20 protein-coding genes and 3 pseudogenes are annotated in these 22539 nt (G+C 65.7%); 5 read left to right on the top strand and 18 right to left on the bottom strand.

The window, feature by feature from the left end; all coding sequences use genetic code 11:
• The 3 genes from A5724_RS14030 to A5724_RS14020 all read right to left on the bottom strand — a co-directional run.
• Window positions 1-1218: MMPL family transporter (locus A5724_RS14030; RefSeq protein ID WP_156752268.1), on the bottom strand; the 1218-nt coding region annotated here is incomplete at its 3' end.
• Window positions 1215-1655 carry an MmpS family transport accessory protein gene (locus A5724_RS14025; RefSeq protein ID WP_082965009.1) on the bottom strand — a complete coding sequence of 147 codons (441 nt, stop codon included), beginning with the start codon at window positions 1653-1655 and terminating at the stop codon, window positions 1215-1217. The genes A5724_RS14025 and A5724_RS14030, both read right to left, overlap by 4 nt.
• Entirely contained in the window at window positions 1652-2158 is a 507-nt protein-coding gene (locus A5724_RS14020; RefSeq protein ID WP_232004818.1) for a MarR family winged helix-turn-helix transcriptional regulator, read from the bottom strand. The genes A5724_RS14025 and A5724_RS14020 overlap by 4 nt, the downstream gene beginning before the upstream one ends.
• 255 nt (window positions 2159-2413) lie before the next feature.
• Here A5724_RS14020 and A5724_RS14015 point away from each other — a divergent pair, with 255 nt between their 5' ends.
• Window positions 2414-3787, top strand: coding sequence for a pyridoxal-dependent decarboxylase (locus tag A5724_RS14015; protein WP_067802439.1), 1374 nt, complete (start codon window positions 2414-2416; stop codon window positions 3785-3787).
• Window positions 3788-3872: 85 nt separating this feature from the next.
• On the opposite strand, the gene A5724_RS14010 is transcribed toward A5724_RS14015, so the two are convergent.
• A complete protein-coding gene (locus tag A5724_RS14010) occupies window positions 3873-4658 on the bottom strand; it encodes a spirocyclase AveC family protein (RefSeq protein WP_067802437.1) in 786 nt (261 codons plus the stop codon).
• Window positions 4659-4836: 178 nt separating this feature from the next.
• Here A5724_RS14010 and A5724_RS14005 point away from each other — a divergent pair, with 178 nt between their 5' ends.
• Window positions 4837-5472, top strand: coding sequence for a TetR/AcrR family transcriptional regulator (locus tag A5724_RS14005; RefSeq protein WP_067802434.1), 636 nt, complete (start codon window positions 4837-4839; stop codon window positions 5470-5472).
• Window positions 5473-5478: 6 nt separating this feature from the next.
• On the opposite strand, the pseudogene A5724_RS33050 reads toward A5724_RS14005, so the two are convergent.
• From A5724_RS33050 to A5724_RS13960, 9 genes and pseudogenes are all read right to left on the bottom strand, one after another.
• Window positions 5479-5905 (bottom strand): annotated as a pseudogene (locus tag A5724_RS33050) (SDR family oxidoreductase); the annotation flags it as partial.
• Between the two features lie 45 nt (window positions 5906-5950).
• Complete coding sequence (locus A5724_RS13995) at window positions 5951-7216, bottom strand: cytochrome P450 (RefSeq protein ID WP_067802428.1); 1266 nt, start codon at window positions 7214-7216, stop codon at window positions 5951-5953.
• A complete protein-coding gene (locus tag A5724_RS13990; protein WP_067802425.1) occupies window positions 7213-8469 on the bottom strand; it encodes a cytochrome P450 in 1257 nt (418 codons plus the stop codon). The genes A5724_RS13995 and A5724_RS13990 overlap by 4 nt, the downstream gene beginning before the upstream one ends.
• 11 nt (window positions 8470-8480) lie before the next feature.
• Window positions 8481-9956: an aldehyde dehydrogenase family protein gene (locus A5724_RS13985; protein WP_067802422.1), complete on the bottom strand. Its 1476-nt coding sequence runs from the start codon at window positions 9954-9956 to the stop codon at window positions 8481-8483.
• A complete protein-coding gene (locus A5724_RS13980; RefSeq protein ID WP_067802419.1) occupies window positions 9949-10836 on the bottom strand; it encodes an SDR family oxidoreductase in 888 nt (295 codons plus the stop codon). The genes A5724_RS13985 and A5724_RS13980 overlap by 8 nt, the downstream gene beginning before the upstream one ends.
• Window positions 10829-11965, bottom strand: a complete 1137-nt coding sequence (locus tag A5724_RS13975; RefSeq protein ID WP_067802416.1) for a spirocyclase AveC family protein — start codon at window positions 11963-11965, stop codon at window positions 10829-10831. Before A5724_RS13975 ends, A5724_RS13980 begins: the two co-directional genes overlap by 8 nt.
• Before the next feature lie 2 nt (window positions 11966-11967).
• Window positions 11968-13083 carry an ABC transporter substrate-binding protein gene (locus A5724_RS13970; RefSeq protein ID WP_067802413.1) on the bottom strand — a complete coding sequence of 372 codons (1116 nt, stop codon included), beginning with the start codon at window positions 13081-13083 and terminating at the stop codon, window positions 11968-11970.
• Window positions 13084-13106: 23 nt separating this feature from the next.
• Complete coding sequence (locus A5724_RS13965) at window positions 13107-13913, bottom strand: CbbQ/NirQ/NorQ/GpvN family protein (protein ID WP_067802410.1); 807 nt, start codon at window positions 13911-13913, stop codon at window positions 13107-13109.
• Window positions 13914-13984: 71 nt separating this feature from the next.
• Complete coding sequence (locus A5724_RS13960; protein WP_082965011.1) at window positions 13985-15619, bottom strand: nitric oxide reductase activation protein NorD; 1635 nt, start codon at window positions 15617-15619, stop codon at window positions 13985-13987.
• A gap of 129 nt (window positions 15620-15748) precedes the next feature.
• Here A5724_RS13960 and A5724_RS13955 point away from each other — a divergent pair, with 129 nt between their 5' ends.
• Both A5724_RS13955 and A5724_RS13950 read left to right on the top strand, forming a co-directional pair.
• A complete protein-coding gene (locus A5724_RS13955; protein ID WP_067802404.1) occupies window positions 15749-16681 on the top strand; it encodes an SDR family NAD(P)-dependent oxidoreductase in 933 nt (310 codons plus the stop codon).
• A 152-nt stretch (window positions 16682-16833) separates the two neighbouring features.
• A complete protein-coding gene (locus A5724_RS13950; protein ID WP_082965008.1) occupies window positions 16834-18117 on the top strand; it encodes a TetR/AcrR family transcriptional regulator in 1284 nt (427 codons plus the stop codon).
• Here A5724_RS13950 and A5724_RS13945 read toward each other — a convergent pair whose 3' ends face one another.
• From A5724_RS13945 to A5724_RS13930, 4 genes and pseudogenes are all read right to left on the bottom strand, one after another.
• Window positions 18118-19314, bottom strand: a complete 1197-nt coding sequence (locus tag A5724_RS13945) for a cytochrome P450 (RefSeq protein ID WP_067802402.1) — start codon at window positions 19312-19314, stop codon at window positions 18118-18120.
• A 2-nt stretch (window positions 19315-19316) separates the two neighbouring features.
• Window positions 19317-19838, bottom strand: a pseudogene (locus A5724_RS13940) (LLM class flavin-dependent oxidoreductase); the annotation flags it as partial.
• An 86-nt stretch (window positions 19839-19924) separates the two neighbouring features.
• A complete protein-coding gene (locus tag A5724_RS13935) occupies window positions 19925-20995 on the bottom strand; it encodes a dihydrodipicolinate reductase (protein ID WP_067802399.1) in 1071 nt (356 codons plus the stop codon).
• On the bottom strand, window positions 20992-21954 hold the full coding sequence (locus A5724_RS13930) for an LLM class flavin-dependent oxidoreductase (protein WP_067802397.1): 963 nt from the start codon (window positions 21952-21954) through the stop codon (window positions 20992-20994). Before A5724_RS13930 ends, A5724_RS13935 begins: the two co-directional genes overlap by 4 nt.
• Before the next feature lie 139 nt (window positions 21955-22093).
• Between A5724_RS13930 and A5724_RS35150 the strand changes: the two are divergent.
• A pseudogene (locus A5724_RS35150) lies at window positions 22094-22227 on the top strand (dihydrodipicolinate reductase); the annotation flags it as partial.
• Here the strand turns inward: A5724_RS35150 and A5724_RS13925 are convergent.
• On the bottom strand, window positions 22228-22533 hold the full coding sequence (locus A5724_RS13925; RefSeq protein WP_064398671.1) for a DUF2469 domain-containing protein: 306 nt from the start codon (window positions 22531-22533) through the stop codon (window positions 22228-22230).
• Window positions 22534-22539: the final 6 nt, after the last annotated feature.

The following is a 22539-nucleotide window of genomic DNA, read 5'->3' as shown; positions in this document are numbered from 1 at the left end:
GTCGTTGTACGCCGGCTTGTAACCCGGGACGGCGACCAACCCCACCACCACCACGAAGCCGCTGGCCACCAGCACAGGTGCGGGCCAACGCACCACGATGGTGCCGACACGTCGCCAGAATCGGCCCTTCGGCGGGCGTTTCCATTCGTACAGACCGACGCGGCTGCCGAGGAACAGCACCGCAGGACCGAGCGTGACCGCCGACGCCACCACCACGACCATGCCGATCGCGACGGGCGCCCCCATCGTGGAAAAGTACGGCAACCGCGCGAAACTCAGGCAGTACGTCGCCCCGGCGATCGTCAGGCCCGAACCCACGATGACAGGAGCGACGGATTTGAACGTGGTGTAGTACGCGTCTTCCCGGTCGAGACCGGAGGCCCGCGCCTCGCGATAACGTCCGAAGATGAAGATGCCGTAGTCGGTCGCGGCGGCAATCGCGAGCATCGTCAGGATGTTTCCCGCAAACGTCGTCAGCCCGAATGCGCCGTGCATCGCGAGCACGGAGATCACCCCGCGAGCGGTCAGCAACCCGATGAACGTCAGGAACAACTGGATCAGCGTGGTGACGATCGACCGGTACACGATCAGCAGCATCAACGCGATCGCGGCCAGGGTGAACAACGTGATCTGCGCCAGGCTCGCGTTGCCGATCACGTGCAGGTCGTCGGTCAGTGCTGCCGGGCCCGCGACGTAAGCCTGCACTCCCGGTGGCGCTTTGGTTTCCTCGATGACCTTGCGGACAGCTTCCACACCTTCGTTGGCCAGCGTTTGGCCCTGCTCGCCTGCGAGGTTGAGCATCACGTAGGAGGCCTTGCCGTCGGCGCTCTGCGCGCCGGCCGCGGTCAAGGTGTCACCCCAGAAATCCTGAATGTGCTGGATGTGCACGGGATCCTGGCGCAGTTTGCGAATGATCTCGTCGTAGTAGGCGTGCGCGTCCGGACCGAGGGGCTTCTGCCCCTCGACCACCACCATGATGGTGCTGTTGGAGTCGAACTCCTTGAAGTTGGCGCCCATCCGCTTCATCGCCACCATCGACGGCGCATCCTCTGGCGCCATCGGCGCCGAGTGCAGCTCGCCGACGACTTCCAGTTGCGGCGCAAGCACATTCACCAGGACAGCGACCACGACCCAGAACAGGATGATCGGCACCGCCAGGACCCGCAGGCTGTGCGCGAGCACGGGCCGCTTCTCGTGCCTGGCGCTCAGGCCGGTCATGCGGACTTCACCAGGCAGTACGTCTGGGCGTTGATGCCATCGGCGGACTGCTCCTCACGGACGACTCCATTTACGGTGACGCGGCATCCAATCTGGTCGCCGTCGGCGCGCGCCATCAGATTGGCGCTGACCGTCGGCAACGTCGTCGAGAGCGTGACCGACCAGGGCAGCGACGCGGTGATCGTGTGCACGTTCGCGTCCGGGTCGAAATAACTGATCTGGGCGGTCGTTCCGGGTGAACCGTAGACGTCGTAGACCATGATCTTCGGGTTGAACTGGACGATCTCGATACCAGCGCCGGAACCGGCGTTCAGATCCTGCGACGCGAACATCTTGTGCAGCCGCGACACGACCAGACCCGACACGGCCAGCACGACGATCAGCAGGATCGGGAGCCACGCGCGTTTCAGCACGCGCCCCGCGGAAACAACCTTCACCCGAACACCTTTCGTGTGGCCGCCGAGTCCACCGCAGCATCGTCTGCCGGACAGCCCGCGTTCGCGGCAAGCCGGTGCAGCGTGGGAAGCGCGACCCGGGCGGCAAGCCACAAAGCGGACTCCTCCTCCGGGGTCAGCGTCGCCATCAACGCCTTTAGACGCTCGCGGCGTAACTGCTTCCGGTCGTTCAGCAGCGCCTGACCGTCCTCGGTTATTCCGATCAGCGCGGCGCGCCCGTCGTCGGGATCCGCGAGCCTGACCACCAGCCCCAGCTTTTCGAGCCGCTGGACCAGCTGTGTCATCGACGGCTGGCTGACGCCTTCCCTGGCCGCGAGGGCCGTGAGCCGCACCGGCCCTTCTCGGCAGACCCTGTTCAACACGAATGCCGCCGATGCGCTCAACTCGGCGCGATCGCTGAGGAACCTCGCGGTGAGATCCATCGCCTGATCCAACAGCTCGCCGACGCAATCGCCGGCGTCTGCTTGACCAGGCTGTTGTTGCACACGGTATCTATATCATGTGCCCTATATAGCGGCAATCCGAAGCGTGTGACAGCAAATTCACAGGTAACTCGCCGGCTCGGTAGCGACGCCGACCCGGCGGATCGCCCGCCGCCATTCGAACCAAATACAACTGTGTAGCAACGTATCTGGACATCGAACGCTAGATGACCCGTGCTCGGTCGCGCCTCCGGAAATTGAAGGCACCGTCAAACTACATATTCCGGGCTATACATCGGTACGCGGTAGGTTTTGCCCATGCCTGACCGCACCGCCGGCCTCCGCGCCGCCGCAGCGCACGCGGAGTCGTTCTTGAGCACACTCGACGAAAGACCGGTGGCCGCCAGGGCCGACGCGTCGGCCGTCCGCGACCGCCTCGGCGGACCGCTGCCGGATCGCGGCGATAGCCCTGCCGCGGTCATCGACGCGCTGGCTGCGGGCGCTGAACCGGGCCTGGTGGCGACCGCGGGTCCGCGCCATTTCGGCTTTGTCATAGGAGGCACACTGCCCGCCGCGTTGGCCGCCGACTGGCTGGCGTCGGCCTGGGACCAGAACGCCGCATTCCATTCGCTGTCGCCTGCTGCGGCCGCCATCGAGGAGATCACGTCGGCTTGGACGCTCGAGTTGCTCGGCCTGCCTGGCACTGCCAGCGTCGGCTTCGTCACCGGCGGGCAGGGCGCGAACACGACATGTCTGGCCGCCGCGCGCAACGCCGTCCTGTCCCGGCAGGGTTGGGATGTGGAGCGCGACGGGCTGATCGGTGCACCGGCCGTCCGCGTGCTGTGCGGTGAGCAGGCGCACGCGACCATCTACACGGCGTTGCGTCTGCTGGGCCTGGGTGCCGAAACGGTGATCCGGCTACCCGCCGATGAGCAGGGCCGGATGGATCCGGAGGCGCTGGCAAAAGCATTGGCGGGCAACGACGGACCGGCGATCGTGTGCGCCCAGGCGGGCAATGTGGCCACCGGCGCGTTCGACGCGTTCGGGCCGATCGCCGACGCGTGCGCCGAGCACGGCGCGTGGCTGCACATCGACGGCGCGTTCGGCCTGTGGGCCGCCGCCGCACCGGCCATTCGGTCGCTGACCGTCGGCATAGAGCGCGCCGACTCGTGGGCCGTCGACGCACACAAGTGGCTCAACGTGCCCTACGACAGCGCGATGGCGATCGTCGCGGACCGGGGCGCGCACGTCGCCGCGATGAGCCTGGCGGGGCCGTATCTCGTTGCCGATCCGGGCCAGCGTGACGGCACCAATTTCGTGCCGGAGAGTTCGCGTCGCGCCAGGGCGATCCCGATCTACGCGGCGATCCGCTCGCTGGGACGCGCGGGCATCGCGGAGATGGTGGAACGCAACTGTGCGCAGGCCCGCCGTATGGCCGGCCTGCTGGCCGCTGTCCCGGGTGCCGCGGTTCTCAACGACGTGGTACTCAATCAGGTGCTGGTCCGACTCCCCGGCGGCGACGACGCCAACCGCGCCGCCGTCACCGCGATTCAGCACGACGGGACGTGTTGGCTCGGCGGCACGACCTGGAACGGCGAATACGTTCTGCGCGTATCGATCTCGAACTGGGCCACCACCGATGAGGACATCGACCGCTCGGCGGCGGCGATCGCGGCCGCGGTCACGGCTTAGTTTCCGCGGTGTCGAACGTAAAGTTGTGTTCGAGTGTTTCGCGAAATGTCAGTCGCGAGCTCACGTTCGGCGATGATGTCGAGCCCTAGCGCGGCTGGTTCGGCACCCCGGGGAACAGTTGCACGTCGGGCCCCGAGGTCACCAAGCCCAGCTGCTTGGTCACCAGATGCGGCGCGAAAACGGCGGCGTAGAGCAGGTTTCCGACGACGATGACGGCGACGACCGACAAGATCGACGACCGGACTCTGGTCTTGCCGACGCTGTCGGACCACATCTCGATGACGTTGCGGCCCTGTGGGTCCGTCCTGCCCAGCAGATATGTGAACACCATCATCTGGATGCCCATCGCGATCGCGTCGTAGATGGGGTACTGGTGCAGCGTGCCCTCGAAGAGTCCCAGACCGGGAATCACGTAGGCGTAGTGGAAGACTCCGAGTCGGGCCCCGAGGCCGCCGTTGAACAGCAGCGCCCAGCAGAAGCCGACGAGCAGGCCCACGATCAGCAGGGTGATCGGCCTACGCCAGTGGAATCGCGCGCTGAGCCGACACCCCAGCGCCGCGCCGACGACCGCTGGAATGCAGAAGTAGCCGATGTAGCCCAACGGCACCGACGAGGGCAGCCCGCCCCACGTCATGTTCAACGGCCACCACGACGGCATGCGCGGTAGCGCGGGCGGGAACTGCGCATACATCGCCCAGTCATACGGCGCCTCGATCCAGGAGAACGAGATCGCCGAGATGCACAGCAGCAGCAGTGGGTGCAGGCGGCCGCGCCGAACGCTCAGATAGATCCCTGCGACGACGAAGACGATGCCGCTGAGCCAACCGAAGGTAACGGCCGCCGCCAGCAGCGGCGTCAACTCTGTGTTCACCGGTCGTCGCCGCCCCGCGCTTCGGGGTCGAAATAGATGACCGCAGCGAAGATCAGCACGATGAGCCCGAACAGGGTGCCGAGCATGATGAGTTGACCCACGACGTTCCTTTCGGCCGTTCGGCGTCTAATAGTGCACACTATTCTAAGTGGAAGGTCAAACGCGACGGCTATCGTCAATGTCCATGCCCCCGCGACGTTCGCCGGCCCGCAGGCCCCGCGGCGAGCCGCGCAGACTTCTGCTCGACGCCGCCCGCGAGCTCTTCGCCCGTCGTGACTACCGCAGCACGACCACACGGGAGATCGCCGAGGCGGCCGGCGTCAGCGAATACCTGCTGTTCCGACACTTCGGCTCGAAGGCCGGACTGTTCCGCGAGGCTCTGGTGCTGCCGTTCACGACCTTCGTCGACGAGTTCGGGCAGACGTGGCAGGCGGTCGTCCCCGAGGAAACCGACGAGGAGGAACTGGCGCGGCAGTTTGTCGGCCGACTCTACGACGTTCTCGTCGAGCATCGGGGTCTGCTGCTGACCCTCGTCGCATCCGACAGCCTGAGCGACGAGGAGATCGAGAGCGCGGGCATCGCCGACATCCGGCGGGCGCTCACCGTGCTCAGCCGGATCAGCGCGGAGGGCATGCAGATTCGCGGGATGCACTCGAGCCATCCGGACCTGCCCGCGCACTCCACCGTGGCGATGATCGTCGGCATGGTGGCCATGCGGTCGACGTTCTTCGGAGCCAAGCAGCCCTCACGCAAGGCGATCATCGACGAACTTGTCCAGGCGACGCTGTACGGGTTCCTGCACCGCCCCGACTGAGCGGGCCTATCCCCCGGGCACGTTGGGCCACTTCAGAAGTGATCCGGCATCGACGCGGATCTGCTGACCCGTGACGTAGCGGCTCTCCTCGCTGGCCAGGAACACCGCGAGATTGGCCACGTCCTGCGGTTCGATGTACGGATCGGCATTGCTTGGAAGAGCGAGAACAACGGCTCGGCGTCTTCCCTATCATCCTGTCGGCCAGCGCCATCGACATCTCTTCGACGTATTCGATCAGTACCCGTTTGCTCCAGCCGTAACCCCGGCCACCGGGACCCATGTTCGGGTTGTCGGTGGTGCCGCGGATCATTCCCGCGGTCGATCCGGTGATGATGACCGACGCTCCGTCGGGCAGGTGCGGGATGGTGACCGCGACGGTGCTTATCACGCCGCGCAGGTCGACGTCGCTGGCGTCGACGAATGACATCGCGTCATGCGGTCACGTGATGGATCTCCTCTCTCGCGTCCCCGCGCCGGCCTAGACCGGTGTGAACGTGATGTGTAGTTCGGCGAGCCCGCGCATGATGAAGGTCGGCTCGTAGGTGTAGCGACGGTCGTCGGCCGGGCCGTGATGCTGTTGGGAGACCGTGATGTCGACCATCCGGTCGAGGATCCGGTTCAGCGAGATGCGGCCTTCCGCGCGCGCCAGCGGGGCGCCCGGACAAGAATGCACACCGCGGATGAACGCGATCTGCTCGCGCACGTTCGGCCGGTCCGGGTTGAACACGTTGGGATCGGCGAACTTTCGCTCGTCGCGATTGCACGCGCCCGGTAGCACCATGACGGTGGTGCCCGCAGGCACCTTGACGTCCCCCACCGTGGTGGTGGTGCGGGCCATCCGGAAGTGTGATTTGACAGGGCTTTCCATCCGCAGCGTCTCTTCGAGGAACGCCGGAATCCGGCCGCGGTCCTCGCGCAACGTCTTCTCGAAGTCGGGGTTCTCAGCGATGATCCGCACCGCGGAACTGACCAGCTTGGTCGTCGTCTCGGTACCCGCGGCGAACAGGAACGTCGACAGGTTCATCACGTCCTCGATGTCGGGCGTCTTCCCGTCTTCGTGTTTGGCCTGCGCGAGTTCGGTCAGCACATCCGCCCGCGGTTCGCGCCGCCGGTCTTCGATGTAGCCGTAGAACTTCTCGTTCAGCCACTGCAGCGGGTTGTGCGTCGTCGGCGCCTCTTCGCCGAGTTGGCCCACGAGTTCCCCTGCGAACACGGCGCGGAACTCTTCGTGGTCCTCAGCGGGCACACCGAGCAGATCCGCGATCACCAGGAGGGAGAACGGTTTCGCGTAGTCCTCGAGGAACTCACACGACCCCCGCTCGATGAAGGTGTCGAGCTGCTGGTCGGCCAGCCGCCACATGAAGTCCTCGTTCTCTTTGAGGCGCTTCGGTGTGATCAGCTTGTTCAGCAGACCGCGCGTCCTGGTGTGCAGCGGCGGGTCCTGTGACGTGATGTGTTCGGCCATCGGGACGTTCGCCCGATGCTGCTCGATCAGCTCGGTGACGTCGTCGCTCTCGCCGGGGCTGAAGGGCATGCCGGAGAACGGGCCCGCCACCGACACGCACGACGAGAACGCCGGATCCTTGTAGACTGCCAGCGCCTCCTCGTAGCCGGTGACCGTCAGCACGTTGAACGGTGTCGCCTGTGTGACAGGGCATTTCGACCGCAGGTGGTCGAAATACGGGTACGGGTCACCCACGAGGGACTCGTCGGTGAAGAAATCGACGGTGTCGAATTCGGTCACGAAGCACTCTCTTTCTGCCGCGAGCTTCCGCGAGCAGACGCGCGAACCGGGTCGAACAGGATGGGCACCGATGTGGGCGAGCGGAAGGCCTGACCGCGGATGTAGGGATCGTCGCCCGCGGGATCGAGCCGCATGTTCGGCAGACGGTCGAGTAGCAAGTTCAGCGCCACCCGCATCTCCAGCCGTGCCAGATGCATGCCGAGGCAGACGTGAACACCGTGTCCCCAACCGATATTGGGTTTGACGTCGCGGAAGATGTCGAAGGTGTCCGGGTCGGCGTAACGCTCGTCCTGCCGGTTGGCCGCACCCAGCACCGGCATCACCGAGCAGCCCTCCGGGATCTGCACCCCGCCGAGTTCGGTGTCCCGGGTGGCCACCCGGGTGATCATGATCAGCGGCGGCTCCCACCGCACCGCCTCCTCGATCGCCTGCGGTAACAGCGACCGGTCGGCGCGGACCGCGGCGAGCTGATCGGGGTTGGACAGCAGCCCGAACAACAGGTTGCCCAGCGCCCGGTAGGTGGTTTCGACGCCGGCGGGCAGCAGCAACCGCAAAAACGAGAAGATCTCCTCGTCGGACAGCTTCTCCCCGTCGATCTCGGCCGCGGCCAGCCCGCTGATCAGATCGTCGCGCGGATCCGCACGCCGCGCCGCCAGGATCGGGGTGAAGTAGTCCGCCAGTGCCTGCGACGCCTCCCGCCCCCGCTCGGCGTTGACGGTGAACGACAGCAGCGAGATCGACCACTTCTGGAACTGGGCGTAGTCCTCCTGCGGCAGACCGAGCAGGCCTGCGATGATCAGTGTGGGATACGGAAAGTTGAACTCTTTCACCAGATCTGCGCTACCGCGGTCGACGAAGCGGTCGATGAGCGCGTTGCCCACCCTGCCGACCAGGTCGTCCTCCCAGCGCGCCAACGCCTTCTGCGAGAACGCCTTCGACACCAGCGCCCGGTGCCTGCCGTGCTCGGGTTCGTCCATGCCGAGCATCACGTGCTTACCGAAGACGTCGCCGAACGCCTGGATGATGATCGACGACGAGAACGTCTCGTTGTCCCGCAGCATCTGCTGGGCTTCCTCGTAGCGGTACACCATGAAGATCGGCTTACCCTCCTGGCCAGGGATGCCGGGGATCTCGATCTTCTGCACGGGTTCCTCGCGCCGCAGTCGGGCAAGCTCGGTGTACGGATCCCGCACATCGCCGGACACGAAATCGTCGAATTCTCCGAAGTCCTCGAGATCATCGAACAACTGCACGAACTACTCCTTCACTGAGCGGGGTAAGCGACGGACTTGACTTCGGTGTACTGGTCGAACCCGGCGACTCCGTTCTGGCGCCCGACACCGCTTGCCTTGTAACCACCGAACGGCGTGTCGGCGCCGTATCCCGCGGTGCCGTTGAGACCGATGAACCCGGCACGCAACCGTTTCGCGACGGCCAGCGCGCGATCGAGGGTTCCTGCCATGACGTTGCCCGCCAGCCCGTACTGGCTGTCGTTCGCGATCCGCACGGCGTCGTCCTCGTCCTCGTACGGGATCACGACGAGCACCGGGCCGAAGATCTCCTCCTGCGCAATCGTCATCGAGTTGTCGACATCGACGAACAGCGTCGGCTTGACGAAGAAGCCCTTGTCCATACCGGCGGGCGGCTCTGCCCCGCCCACAACAAGTTTGGCGCCCTCCTCGACACCCTTGGCGATGTAGCCCCGAATCCGACTGCGCTGCTTGTCGGAAATGACCGGCCCGCAGATGACACCCGCATCCTGCGGGTCCCCGGGCGTGATGCCCTCGTAGATGCCTTTCAGGATCTCGACGCCCTCGTCGTAGCGTGAGCGCGGCAGCAGCATCCTGGTGGGCATCGCGCAGCCTTGGCCCGCGTGCATGCAGACCCCGATGCCGATCATGCAACCCATCGCGAAGTCGGCGTCTTCCAGGACGATCGTCGCCGACTTACCGCCCAATTCGAGGAACAGGCGCTTCATGGTCGCCGCCCCTTTTTCCATGATCCGCTTGCCGACGACGGTCGACCCGGTGAACGAGATCAGGTCCACTTTCGGCGACAACGTCAACTCTTCGCCGACGAAGTGGTCCGACGCGGTCACCACATTCACCACGCCCGCAGGGATATCGGTCTGCTCGGCGATGAGCCGACCCAACCGGGTCGCGTTGTACGGCGTATTCGGCGCCGGTTTCAAGACGACGGTGTTGCCTGTGCCGAGTGCCTGGCCGAGTTTCTGGATGGTGACCTCGAACGGAAAGTTCCACGGCACGATCGCGCCGACCACACCGGCGGGTTCGCGCCAGACCTTGCGTGTGGTGTTCACCCCGGTGAGCGACACCACCGTGTCACCCAGCGATGTCTCCCAAGGGTATTCGCCGATGAGCCGGGCCGGATACTTCAGCCCGTCCTCCAGCGGGGCGTCCAACTGCGGGCCGTAGGTGACCGCGCGGGGACAGCCCACCTCGAGGATGAGTTCCTCACGCAACTGTTCTTTTTCGGCTTCGATTGCGTCGTGCAGTTGCAGGAGGCAGCGCTGCCGGAATGCATGGTTGGTCGCCCAGTCGGTCTCGTCGAACGCGCGGCGCGCGGCGTCGATGGCGCGGTGCATATCGGCCTTCGACGCGTCCGCGACCTCGCCGAGCACCGCTTCGGTCGCCGGGTTGATGTTGGTGAAGGTGCCCGCCTCACCGTCGACGAGCTTGCCGTCGATCATCATCTTGGTCTCGAATGCGACGTCAGGCATGCTTCACGCTTCCTCGCAGTGCGCCGAAGCGCGGAATCCCCATCAACAGCCGCGTGATGTGGTGCAGACCGGAGCTCGGCAACAACCGATTGGCGACCAACAGCATTCGCGCGTCAACGCCGACCGCGTTTTTGGCGTAGGGCGCCTTGTCGTCAAGGGCCTTGGCGAGGCCCGTGGCGAATTCGTCCGGTGACTTGGCGGCGCGCTTCATCATCGCCCGCCCGCGCTTGTCCATGGTGCGGTGGTGAGCGGCGTACGGCCCGTCGAACTCACGGGTGTCGGTCGTGCCGGCATCGGTGATGATCTCGGTGTCGTAGGTGCCGGTGACCAGGACGGTGACACCGATACCGAACGGGGCGACTTCGCCCGCCATCGCTTCACCCCAGCGTTCGAGCGCACCCTTGACCGCGGAATACGGTGCGGTGGCGGGCATTCCGCGCACACCGGCAACGCTCGAGATCAGCACGATGCGGCCGCGGCCCGCCTCCCGCATACCTGGCAGAAGTGCCTTGGTCAGCGCGACCGGGCCGAAGATGTTCGTCGCGAACATGCGTTCCCACACGCTCAGCGGAGTCTCCTCGAGCATCCCGGCCGCCGAGATGCCTGCATTGTGCACAAGCGCGTAGGGCGCGCCGATCGCCTCGTCGATCGACTTGGCGGCCGCGGCGACCGACGCGGAATCGGTGAGGTCGAGCACAATCCCGATCAGGCGCGGGTCATCTTCGCCAGCGCCGGTCGCCTCACGCAGTCGGTCCATGCCCGTGTCGACCGACCGCATCGCGGCGACGACGCGCCACCCCTGCTTGTACAGGTGGCAGGCGGACGCGAAGCCGAGTCCGCGGGACGCGCCGGTGATGACGACGCTGCGACCGTCAGTCATTGGTGCCTTCGGTGGCGCACCGCTTGCTCTTCGAACCCAGTTCCACGTCGGTGTTGCGGAACGGGCCCTGCTGCCAGGTGGCCCATTTGCCCACCGAGTACGGCCCCTCGGCTCCGTTCGCCCGGTAATAGCCCTGCGGGTCATACACTTTGGCCTCCGGATAGGGCCACGGGCAGGCGACCGAGGTCGCCAGGCCGCTGGCCTTGATCGCCCAGAACCAACCGCCGTAGGCGAAGTACGACACGTTGATGATCGCGAACATCACCAGGAAGGTGCCGAGCACCGGCTTCGTCGGGAACAACCTGGCCTTCGCGGCGAGCTTCTCCGCCACCGACTTACCCGTGTCATCGCGGTAGACGAGGATGGCGGCCGGGATCATCACGAAGGTCACCGACAACGACTCCCAGATCAGCGGGAACTGGAAGGTGCTGCCTGGAAACAACGTTCCGAACGGAATCGCCTGCGAGTAGATGTACAGCCCGGTGCGCACCAGGCTGACTTCCAGGATGGCGTCGAAGATGAAGCCGATCACCAGCACCAGCGCGCCCAGGCTGATGAGAGGGTGGCGGGAGACGAACGCTTCGGGCCCGCGTTTGGCCTGTAACTTGCGCAGGATCCAGATGCCTGGAAAGTACGGCCCGAAGTAGAACAGGACGTAGCCGAACACGATGAAGGGTTCGACGGTCGGCGACATCATGATCAGCGGCCAGTTCTCCGGCCAGTGCAGGAGCATCGGGTTGTACACCGCGTACGGCGACCAGTTCATGATCGGGTCCTGCCACACGATCAGCGTGGTGCACAGCACCATCAGCAGCACCGGACTGCCCGGGTTCTTCCGCCACCCGCGGATGAAGGCGACGGTGAACACCACGACGATGATCACGGCGCCCACCTGCGGAATGATCTGCCAGTGGTCGAACGACGTCAGGAACCCCACCGGACGCGGACGTCCGTCGACGTTCGGATTGGCCACCCGCGGATCGACGTCGGTACGTCCGACCGCGGCGAACAGTCCGAGGAAGCCGAGCCACGCGAGTAGCGCGATCACCCGGCCCCAGTTCGGGCCAGTGCGCGGCGGCGCCGGGGAGTTCGTGTCGGTGCCAACCGGTTTCGACTGCTGTGTGGTCACTCTCAGTCCTCCCCGAAGCGGTCGACCAGGTGGGAATTGATGCCGTCGGGGTCGAGCGTCCTGGCCACCAGGTAGCCGGATCCCATCCACGCCCGCCGGGTCCACTTACCCAGGGACACCCGGGTTCCCGGTGCTCCCGATGCGGCGGGCATCATCTTGACCCGCTCCAGCGCCTCCTTGACGCCGCGCGGGCTGAGCGGATGTGCGTCGGTGAAGGCCCGCACCAGCGTGGCGGCCACATCGTGGTTCACGACAGACACGCAGTATTCCGGCCGACTGCCGTTGTATCTCTGCGCATACCGGTCCAGCCAGGCCTGGCCGATCGGGTTGTTCTCGTCGTACTGGTCGACCCCGATCCAGCCGAGGAACGCGTTCCACATGATCGGGTTCACCCATGCGTTCTGGAAGGCGGTGGTGGTGAACCGCGGCGGATCCCAACCGACGGCCTCCAGGGCCGGGTTGATGAACACGATGCCGAAGCCGAAGCCCAGGTGCACGATCGCCTGCGCCTTGGCCTCGTGCAGTGTGCTCACCGCTGCGCTGATGTCCTGTGCAGTCTGCGCGATGGCGGCCTCGGCGACGATCCGGATACCCTTGCGGGCACACGCAGTTCGTAGATTCCTCAGGTAGCTCTCGCCGATCAGATTCTGTTCGACCAGCACGCCGATCTCGTTGAGTCCGCGCTTGGCCACCAGATCGGCCAGGAAGATCGGCTCGTCGGTCATCGAGCCCTGTGGGAACGCGAACGTCCATTCGCCCAGCCAGTCGTCGGTGCCGGTGACGCTGATGGCGGGCACCTTGAAACGTTCCTCGATGGCTTCGCGCACCGCGACACAGTTGTCGGTGATGTTGGGACCGAAGACCACCAGGCAGCCCTCGTGGACGAGTTCGCCGTACGCGTCGATGACCGCCTTGACCGAACCCTTGGGCAGGCCTTCCACTTCGCGGTAGATCATCTGCACCGGTCGGTCCATCAGGCCCTCGGCGTGCGCCTCCTCGAAGACCAGATCGAACGTCTGGGTGAAGGACGCCGACAGTTCCTCAGGAAATCCTGGTGGCAGTGTGAAATCCATCAGGTATCCGACCTTGATCGGTTCGGCTGTGCTCTCGTAGGACATCCGGCCTCCGTGGGTGGGCTGCTTCAGTCGGTGGGTGAATCGGCGGACAGGTAAACGTCGATCATTTCGAGAAGTCCACGTGTCACGCCTGCGTCGTCGGTGAGTGGGCCTGCGATGGCCGCACGGGCGGCGTCGCGCGGGCTCAACCCCTCGCCGATCAGTTGGCCCGCGGCGATCAGCACACGCGTCGAGGCCACCTCGCGCAGGCCACCGGTCTCCAGCCGACGGATGGCCTGCCCGAGCCGGACCAGTTCGGCGGCCTGTTCGTGTCCGATACCCGCCTCGTTGACGAGGATTTTCTCCTCGACATCCGGTGTGGGGAAACCGAATTCGATGGCGACCATCCGTTGCCGGGTGGAGTCCTTGAGGTCCTTGAGCACGCTCTGATACCCCGGGTTGTACGACACCACGAGGCAGAACCCGGGTGCCGCATCGAGCGTCTCCCCCAACCGCTCGATCGGCAGTTGCCGTCGGTGGTCGGACAGTGGATGCAGCACCACCGTGGTGTCCTGACGGGCTTCCACCACCTCGTCGAGGTAGCAGATCGCACCGTCGCGCACCGCCCGCGTCAGCGGACCGTCGACCCATTCGGTGTCGCCGCCCCGCAACAGGAAGCGCCCGACGAGATCGGCGGTGGTCAGATCGTCGTGGCAGGAGACGGTGACAAGCGGGCGGTCCAGATCGTGCGCCATTGCCTCGACGAACCGCGTCTTCCCGCACCCGGTAGGGCCCTTGAGCGCGATGGACAGACCCTGCCGGTACGCGGCCTTGAAGACCTGCTCCTCGCTGCCAACTGGCACGTAGTACGGGCGGGGCGGCTTCACCGGCATCGCATCCTCTCCGTCGGATCGCTTCCCAGCACAGTAACGCGGAACAGATGTTTGGTTCAAGACTGACCGTCTCATAACACCCTGCGCCGCAGGTCCGCGCTGCGCAGTGCGGCGCGGAACAGCGGCCCGATCACGTCGGCCAATTGCCGCGGCTTCGGTATCGACGCGTGCGCGGCGCTGCCGAACACCTTGCGCAAGTCGCCGCTGTCGGTGGCCGCGCCGATCGTCAGGCACAGGCAACCGATTCCGCGACGACGGGCTTCGCCGAGCGCGCGTCGTGCGTCGGCCGCGCCGTAGTCACGTTCGTATCCGTGGTCGTAGGCCAACCCGTCGGACAGCACCACCAGCAGCCGACGCGCGGTGCCCGCCTTTTCGGTGACGATCGCGGTGCCATGACGGATGGCGGCACCCAACCGGGAGTACGAGCCTGGGACGAGGCTGCCGAGGCGTTGCATCACCAGCGCGTCGATGTTGTCGTCGAACCGCTTCACCGGCAGCATGTGCACCGCGTCCCTGCCCTGTGACTGGTAGGCGTACAGCGCGACGCGATCGCCGAGTTCGTGCAGCGCGAGCGCCAGGGCAGCGGCGGCGTCCCGCTGCTGTTCGTGCACCGTTTGACCGAAAGTTCCTGCCTCGGAAGAGGATCCGGACACATCGAGCAGCACGAGCACGGCGAGGTCGCGTCGGCGTCGCAGGCTGTCGACGTAGACGGCTTCGTCGGGGGCCGATCCGGCGAGCAATTCGACCCGTGCCTCGACCGCCGCATCGACGTCGATGTCGTCGCCCTGCACCTGGCGGCGACAGCGATCCAACCCGATCCCTAATCGGGTCAGCGGACGGCGTAGGGCGTGGACATCGGGATGCGCCAACGGATGTCCGTCGAGCGGGGCGTCGACCTCGCTGACCGTGCACCAGTCGCGCTTGTAGCGCCTGCGGTGCACGTCCCACTCGGGATACTTCCTGCCCCCACCCTCGCTGTCGGCAGCGTCGTCGGCTTCAGTCAGCCTCGATGTAGACGTCACCATTCCGGCACCACGAATACCGTTGTGCGAACGATGCGTTGGCGTGTCGGCGCCGGGCGGACCGCTGCCGTTGAGCTGTCTGACTCTGTTCAACATGCCCTGCAACAGTTTTCCGATCGCGCCGCCACCGCCGACCGGGCTGGAGAATGGATCCTGATAGTCGTCGTCCGCATCGTCGGATTCGTCGCCGAGGTCGGCGAGATCCTTTGTCGGGTTGCGGCGCGCATGATGAGTGGCGGCCCCGTCTGCCTGCGCGACGTCGGCATGCGCGGCAAGCAGATTGCGCGGCTTGATGACGCCGAAGCTCGTTGGCGGATCGGCGATGTTCTTGCCGCTTGCGAGTTCCAGCGACCCGGCGGGCGAATCGGCCCGCAACGCGAGGTCGAGATCGATCATCGATCGGACGGAATACGGCAGCAGATCGTCGTTCACCGCCAGTGCGCGTTGGCCCTCGACCGCGAGGTACCGCCGGGTCAAGGCCCGACGCCTGACCAGCCTGCGCACCACGTCAGGATCCAGTCCCCCGCTCGCGAGCAGAGATGCCTGCACCGTCACCGATTCGAGTTGCGCCCGGGCATCCGCCGCCGCGTCGACGAACACCGTGACGCCGTCGGTCCACGCCGGTTCGCCCGGCGCGGCAGGCGCCACAATGACGGTGCGGCCGGCCAGCGCAGATGCCAGCATCGCCAGCCGCTGCGGGCCGTCGTCGTCGTCGACCGTGCCCAGGCCCTGCACCGGCCTCCTTCGTCGTTGACCAAATATCTGTTCCAACGTAGAGTCCGGCACCACCACCGGTCAACCATCGGAGGGGACATGATCGACTTCACCGGGCAGGTTGCTGTCGTGACGGGCGCAGGCCGTGGACTTGGCCGCGAATACGCACTCGAATTGGCAAGGCGCGGCGCCTCGGTCGTGGTGAACGACCTCGGTGGCTCGATGGCGGGCGACGGTGCCGACGCGGGCGTCGCCGCGCTGGTCGTCGACGAGATCACCGCCGCGGGGGGCACCGCAGTGGCTTCGCACGACTCGGTCGACAGTGTGGCGGGCGGCCAGGCAATCGTGCAGATTGCACTCGATGCGTTCGGCCGCCTCGACACGGTGGTGAGCAACGCCGGCATCTTCACGAGCGTGCCGTTCGACGAACTGTCCGCAGACGACTGGCGCCGGATGCTTCGGGTGCATCTGGACGGCGGCTTCTATCTATCGCAACCCGCCTACCGGGTGATGAAGGCGCAGGGCTACGGCCGCTTCGTGTTCATCACCTCGTCGGCAGGCATGTTCGGCCAACACCTCGAAGCGCACTACGCCGCGGCGAAGGCCGGCCTGGTGGGGCTGACGAACGTCATCGCACTCGAAGGGGAACCGCACGGAATTCTCGCCAACACGGTGCTGCCGTTCGGCATCTCCCGAATGGTCACCGAGACGCTCGGCGACCCGGATCTGCTCGAAACCAGTGGCTTCTTCAGGGCGATCCGACCGGAACTGGTGACGCCGCTGGTGGTGTACCTGGCCAGCAGGGCGTGCACGCTCAGCCACCAGAACTTCTCGGCGTGCGGGGGCCGGTTTGCACGGGTGTTCGCCGGCCTCGGCCAGGGCTGGCTGGCCGACTCCGACGAGGTCCCCACTGCGGACGACGTCGCGGCCCACATCGGGGAAATCTCTGCGACGCAACCCTTTACTGTGCCCGGCTCGATCTATGAGGAAGTGTTCTCCGTGACCGAGAGACTGGGGATCGGCGGGCCATGACTCCCCCGCGCAGCCCGTCTACCGGCGCATTCGTGTGTCGGGAGAGGCCGCGCGACGACCCCGTTCTGGTAGCGTTTAACCAAACATTGGGTCGGTCAGACCAAACCGACGGACGGGAGCCGGGGCTTGAGGGTGCTGTGGGGCGCCGTCGCATGACGCCGAAAGCTGACCTCGCCGCCCACGCCGGGCACTCGTTTGACGACGGCACCCGACGCACCGAAATCCTCCAAACCGCAGCCTCATTGATCGCCAGTTCGGGGCTGCGCACCTCACTACAGGAGATCGCGGACGCGGCAGGCATCCTGCCGGGCAGCCTTTACCACCACTTCGAATCGAAGGAAGCGATCCTCGTCGAGTTGCTGCGGCGCTACCACGCCGACCTCGACCGCATCGCCGAGCACGCGCAGAGCAGGTTGGACGACCCGACCTCGCTGTCGGCCTTCGACCGCATCGTCGACCTCGGTTCGGCGATTGCTCAGTGCGCGGTCACGCACGGCGCCGCCATGCAGATGACCTTCTACGAAGGCCCCCGATCCAATCCGGAACTGACGGCACTCGCGCAGCAACGGCCCACCGCCGTGTTGCAGGCGATGGTGCAGACGCTGCGCGCCGCCAGGTGGAGCGGCTACTTGCGGCCCGACGTCGAACTGCCGGTGCTGGCGGATCGAATCGTTCAGACCATGCTGCAGGTCGGCCTCGACGTGATCCGCCACAACGCGAGCGCGCCGAAGGCCGCCGCGCTGCTGTGCCGAATCCTGCTGGAGGGCCTGGCCACCGTCCCACCGACCGACGAACAGCTCGACTCCTCGAAGGCGTTCGTGGCCGCCGACGAAGTCGTGCGATCCTGGCACGACACCGACGACGATGGTGACGACAAGGGCGCGCACATCCGCGCGGTGGCTCGCGCGGAGTTCGGTCGTAAGGGATACGAGGTCACGACAATTCGCGACATCGCCGCCGCGGCGGGGCTGGGCACCGGCACCGTTTACCGGCTGATCGGTTCGAAAGAGGAACTGCTCGCCTCGATCATGCAGTCCTTCGGCGAGAAGGTGGCGCTGGGCTGGACCAATGTCTTGCACTCCGATTCATCGGCGATCGAGAAGTTGGACGCGCTGTCTTGGGTGAACACCAACGTGTTGGCTCGATTCGGGGACGAGTTCCGTATCCAGCTGGCGTGGATGCGGCAGTCGCCGCCGAACACTCCGAATATCGGGTGGCTGTTCGCGAAACGGGTCAAACAGATGAAATCCCTGCTGGCTCACGGCATCAAATCGGGTGATATCACCATCGACAGCCCGTCGAACGAAATGCTGGCGCGGTCCGTCATCGGCGTCGGATGGGTACCAGAGAACATCCTTCACGACCTCGGCACGCGGGCGTCGTTGATTCACGTCCGCGACACCTCACTGCGTGGCGTCGTAGACCGCGGCAGATGACTATCCGATGGTGACGGGCAGCTTTCCCCAACCACGCACGCTCGACGTGTGCGCCATCGCCGAGTTGTCGTAGTCGACCTGCCATTCCGGCCAGCGGGTGAGGATCTCCTCTGTCGCCACCCGCGCCTGCATCCGCGCCAGCGCCGATCCGAGGCAGAAGTGCAGGCCCTGCCCGAACGACAGGTGTGCACCGGCGCGGTGGATGTCGAAGCGGTCGGCGTCCGGGAAATGTCGCTCGTCCCTATTGGCAGATCCGTTGAGCAACAACATGACCGAGGCTGCTGGGATGGTTTCGCCGCGGCATTGCGTGTCGTGGGCGACGTAGCGGGCCTGCACAGGCGAGGGCGCCTCGTAGCGCAGCACCTCCTCGATGGCCCGGGGTATCAATGCGAAGTCGTCGACCAGTTGGCGCCGTTGATCGGGATGTTCGGCCAGCAGTTGGCCGACGAAGCCGATCAGCCTCGTGGTCGTCTCGTTGCCCGCACCGGCGATCATGCTGGTGTAGGTGAGCACCTCGGTGCGGGTCAACGGCCGAAGCGCGCCGTCCTCTTCGATCTCGGCGTTCAGCAGTTGCGTCATCAGGTCATCCGACGGGTGGCCGGCACGCCAGTCGATGTACTCGGCGAACAGTTGATAGCTGTTCTCGAATGCCTCCGCGGCGACCGTCCTGAACGTTCCGTCCTTGAGCCCGAGAACCCGGCCGGTGGAGTCCCGGATCTGCGCCTGATCACTCTCAGGAATGCCGAGCAGATAACCGATGGTGCGCATTGGGATCTGCGCACCCAGATTCTCGATGAAATCGAACCGTCCCGAGCCGATCAACGGGTCCAGCGCACCGACACAGTACTGGCGCACCAGCGGTTCGATCGCCTCCATCCGGCGCGGTGTGAAAACCCTCGACAGCAACCGCCTGTGCAGATCATGCGACGGCGGGTCCTCGAACAGAATCACCCCTGGGGGCACCTCGATGCCGCTCATGATCACGTCGATGGTGGTGCCGCGCCCCGAGCGGTAGGTGTGGAAGTTCGGAAGTTCCCGGGCAACGTCCTCATAGCGGCTGAGGGCATAGAAGTTGAACTTCTCGTTGTAGTACAGCGGGGCTTCGTCGCGCATCCGCTTCCACGTCGGGTGCGGGTTGTCGTCGATGTCGAAATCGAAAGGGTCGTAATACACTTCGACCGCGTTGATATCCGTCACAATCAGTTCCCTTTCGTCGCGGCTGCGGAAAGGACGACCTCACCGACGCGTTTCAGATACGGCCACGCGATGTCCGGAGGCACCCCTCCGCACAGTGGTGAGAGGTTCAGCATTTCGCCTGCACCGATGGAGTTGATCGCCTCGGCGACGCTGAGAATCCGGTGCGACGTCGACTTCCTCCGCAGTTCGTCGACACTCTCGGCATGAGTAATGCCCGCCGACGTGTCGTTGTCCGGGTTCCACTTCGCGTACCCGCGAGCGTCGTGCAGCAGGTATTCGCCGAGTTCGTGCCACGCCGCGTCGACGTCGTCCGCGACGAACGTCACCGCCGGGGTATCGGATTCTGGAATCAGGACGAAGCCGGGCTCGAACCCGTACTCGCGACAGGTCGCCTCGTAGGTCTCGCGCATCCCGGCGACGTTGCCGTTGGCGAGCATGCCCAGTTCATACCTGCCCGCCCGGCGCGCGGCGGCAAGGCTGGCGCCGCCCCACATCATTGCCGGTCCATTCGGCAACGCAGCACGGAGCACGTCGATGTGGTGGTCGGCGCGCCGAAAACCGGAGCCCGCATGTCGAACCTGATCGAATACATCCGCACCTCCTTCCCGGCTCAGTCGAACGCGTAGCGGGGCAACGTGTTCGGCACGTCGAGGCTGCTGAGCAGCCCGGCGGGCGCTTCGACCACGTAGGGGATCGCATTGACCACCCGCATCGCAGTGGCGGCCATCGCGGCACGGCCCGCCCCGTGGCCCTCGGCCTCGCCGAGGTTCATCGAGCAGTGAATGTCGGGATCCCCTTCGATGTCGACCCGATAGGTGGCATCGAACTCCGAGGACAACCAGTCGGGCGCGACGTCGCGGGCCATCCTGATGATGTGTTCGACGACAATCGCCTCACGGCCGTTGACCACGCCCGCGGCGCGGGTGCACACCGCACCGCACGTCCCAGCCTCGACCGTCCCGAAGGCCACCTCGATGTCCCTGTCGGTGAGACGGCGGTCCAGCGAACCGCGCACCTCGTCGACCCGAGCTCCGAGCCCGGCGGCCATGAGATGAATCGGTGCGCTCCATGCCATTTCGATGACGCCGGGGGTCTGCAGCATCGGCTCGAAGTCGAGCGGATGACCGAAACCCATGCCGTTGCGCATCACGTCCGCCACCGGATAGTGGTCGTTGAGCGCCACCTCGGTCACCTTGAGCGTTCGGATCGACTTGGACTGGGTGGTCAGCAGCAACGCCAACTGATCCGATCCAAAGCCAGGGAATACGCCTGAGGCGTAGAACGACGCGTTCCCCGCCTTCGCGGCCTCGTCCAACTGGTCACGCCAGACCGGCGAGTAGAACGAGGGCGGGTACACCAGGGCGGTGGAACTCGTTGACACCACGTTGATTCCGGCCGACAGCAGCCTCAGGTAGTCGGGTATCGCGGCGGCGTCCCGTTCTGGTCCGCTGGCGGCATACACGACGCAGTCCGGTTTCACGGCGATGAGTTGGTCGGCGTCATTGGTGGTGGTGACGCCGACCGGCGCACCACCGATCAGTTCACCTGCGTCCCTGCCGATTTTGTCGGCGGAATGCACCCAGACGCCGACCAGGTCGAGGTCCGGTCGTCGCAGGATCGCTTCCACCGCGATCGACCCGACACCACCGGTCGACCACACCACTGTGCGCAGCGGCGTCATGCGCGCTCGCTCGCCATCACCGCGCGTTCGAGGTAGGGCCACGCCACCTCGGGCGGTACACCGCCGCACAGCGGGAGTAGCGGAAGTGGCCTGCCGCCGCGGACGTAGGCGGCCGCCTCGTCGATGGTGAAGATGCGGTAGGCCCCCTGCGCCTCACGCAGAGCCGACACGCTGTCCGCACGCGAGATGCTGGCCACCGAGTCGTCGCCGTGCCGGTACGACGCCGCCATCACCGCGTCACGCAGGAGGTAGGGGCCCAACTCATGCCAGGCGGCGTCCACGTCGTCGGCGACGAAAACCGCTGTGGGAGCCCCGGAGACGGGGAACTGGGCCGGTCCCGGCGCATGCCCGAAGGCCCGGCACCGCGACTCGTAGTACTCCGCCAGGCCCGGCGCATCCGTCTGCGAGATGAACCCGAGGCCGAACCTCGCTGCCCGCCGCGCCGCCGCCCTGCTGCCTCCGGCAATCAGAATGGCTGGACCGCCGGGGGTCGCCGGTGCCGGCGTGACGTGAATTCGCCTGCCGCAATGATCGATCGGGTCGCCGCGCAGCAGGCGCAGCAGCAGTGCCAGGGATTCATCGGCGAGCTTGCCGCGCTGATGCATCTCGATGCCGAAGTGTTCGTACTCTTCGGGGCGGTGGCCTATGCCGAAAGCGAAGGACATCCGGCCGTTGCTGAGGATGTCCAGCACGGCCATCTCCTCGGCGAGTCGAACCGGGTCCCAGAACGTGATCGGCACGGCGGCCAGCAGGATCGCCAGATGCCTTGTGCGAGCCGCCAAAGCCGCAGCCATCAGATGCGGTGCAGGCAGGTGCCCGTCCTCGGTCGCGTGATGCTCTGACAACACCGCGATCACCGCGCCTCGTGTCTCGGCCCACGCGCACATGTCGACGGCGGCGGCGTAGAGCTCGGTCGCGGCAGTCTGGGACAACCGCATATCGAAACGCAGCGTGAACATCAAAGCGCACTCTAACCTAAAATTTGTTCTCCTTTAATAGTGATTGCTTTTAACAGCCCTCGAAGGAGGAGGCATGGCGCAACCCCATCGCGTCGTCGTGTGGCATCCGCGCCAACCTCGAGTTGATCGGGGCTTGGGTGCGAGCATGACGTCGGGAGCGGGCGCAATGGTGGCGACCGCGATGCGCGTCGTCAACGCCATCCCGTACGTGGGCCCGGCCTGCTCAGCTCGGTCGACTTGCCGCTGACGATCCCGAGCGGCGCATTCGGGTGACTATTCGGGCAGCCGCAGTTCGGGCTTCTCGACCTCTTCGATGTTCACGTCCTTGAACGTGATCACCCGCACCTGCTTGACGAAGCGGGCGGGCCGGTACATGTCCCACACCCAGGCATCGGCCAGCCGGAGCTCGAAGTAGACCTCGCCGTCGGAGTTGCGGGGCACCAATTCCACGCTGTTGGCCAGGTAGAACCGCCGCTCGGTCTCCACGACATAGCTGAACTGCCCGACGATGTCCTTGTATTCGCGGTAGAGCGAGAGCTCCATCTCGGTTTCATATTTCTCGAGATCTTCGGCACTCATCTGCTC

Source organism: Mycobacterium sp. ACS1612 (genome assembly GCF_001667505.1).
Classification (GTDB): Bacteria; Actinomycetota; Actinomycetes; order Mycobacteriales; family Mycobacteriaceae; genus Mycobacterium.
The sequence above is the reverse complement of the archived record's forward strand: the minus strand, read 5'-3'. Positions and strand labels throughout refer to the sequence as shown.

Bases quoted from the DNA above. Each gene is read 5' to 3' on its own strand.
- A5724_RS14005 (WP_067802434.1), top strand. From the start codon at position 4,837: ATGTCCATGCCCCCGCGACGTTCGCCGGCCCGCAGGCCCCGCGGCGAG.
- A5724_RS13960 (WP_082965011.1), bottom strand. From the start codon at position 15,619: ATGCTGGCATCTGCGCTGGCCGGCCGCACCGTCATTGTGGCGCCTGCC.
- A5724_RS14015 (WP_067802439.1), top strand. From the start codon at position 2,414: ATGCCTGACCGCACCGCCGGCCTCCGCGCCGCCGCAGCGCACGCGGAG.
- A5724_RS13965 (WP_067802410.1), bottom strand. From the start codon at position 13,913: ATGCCGGTGAAGCCGCCCCGCCCGTACTACGTGCCAGTTGGCAGCGAG.
- A5724_RS13925 (WP_064398671.1), bottom strand. From the start codon at position 22,533: ATGAGTGCCGAAGATCTCGAGAAATATGAAACCGAGATGGAGCTCTCG.
- A5724_RS13980 (WP_067802419.1), bottom strand. From the start codon at position 10,836: ATGACTGACGGTCGCAGCGTCGTCATCACCGGCGCGTCCCGCGGACTC.
- A5724_RS13935 (WP_067802399.1), bottom strand. From the start codon at position 20,995: ATGACGCCGCTGCGCACAGTGGTGTGGTCGACCGGTGGTGTCGGGTCG.
- A5724_RS13955 (WP_067802404.1), top strand. From the start codon at position 15,749: ATGATCGACTTCACCGGGCAGGTTGCTGTCGTGACGGGCGCAGGCCGT.
- A5724_RS13985 (WP_067802422.1), bottom strand. From the start codon at position 9,956: ATGCCTGACGTCGCATTCGAGACCAAGATGATGATCGACGGCAAGCTC.
- A5724_RS13930 (WP_067802397.1), bottom strand. From the start codon at position 21,954: ATGTTCACGCTGCGTTTCGATATGCGGTTGTCCCAGACTGCCGCGACC.
- A5724_RS13950 (WP_082965008.1), top strand. From the start codon at position 16,834: ATGACGCCGAAAGCTGACCTCGCCGCCCACGCCGGGCACTCGTTTGAC.
- A5724_RS13970 (WP_067802413.1), bottom strand. From the start codon at position 13,083: ATGTCCTACGAGAGCACAGCCGAACCGATCAAGGTCGGATACCTGATG.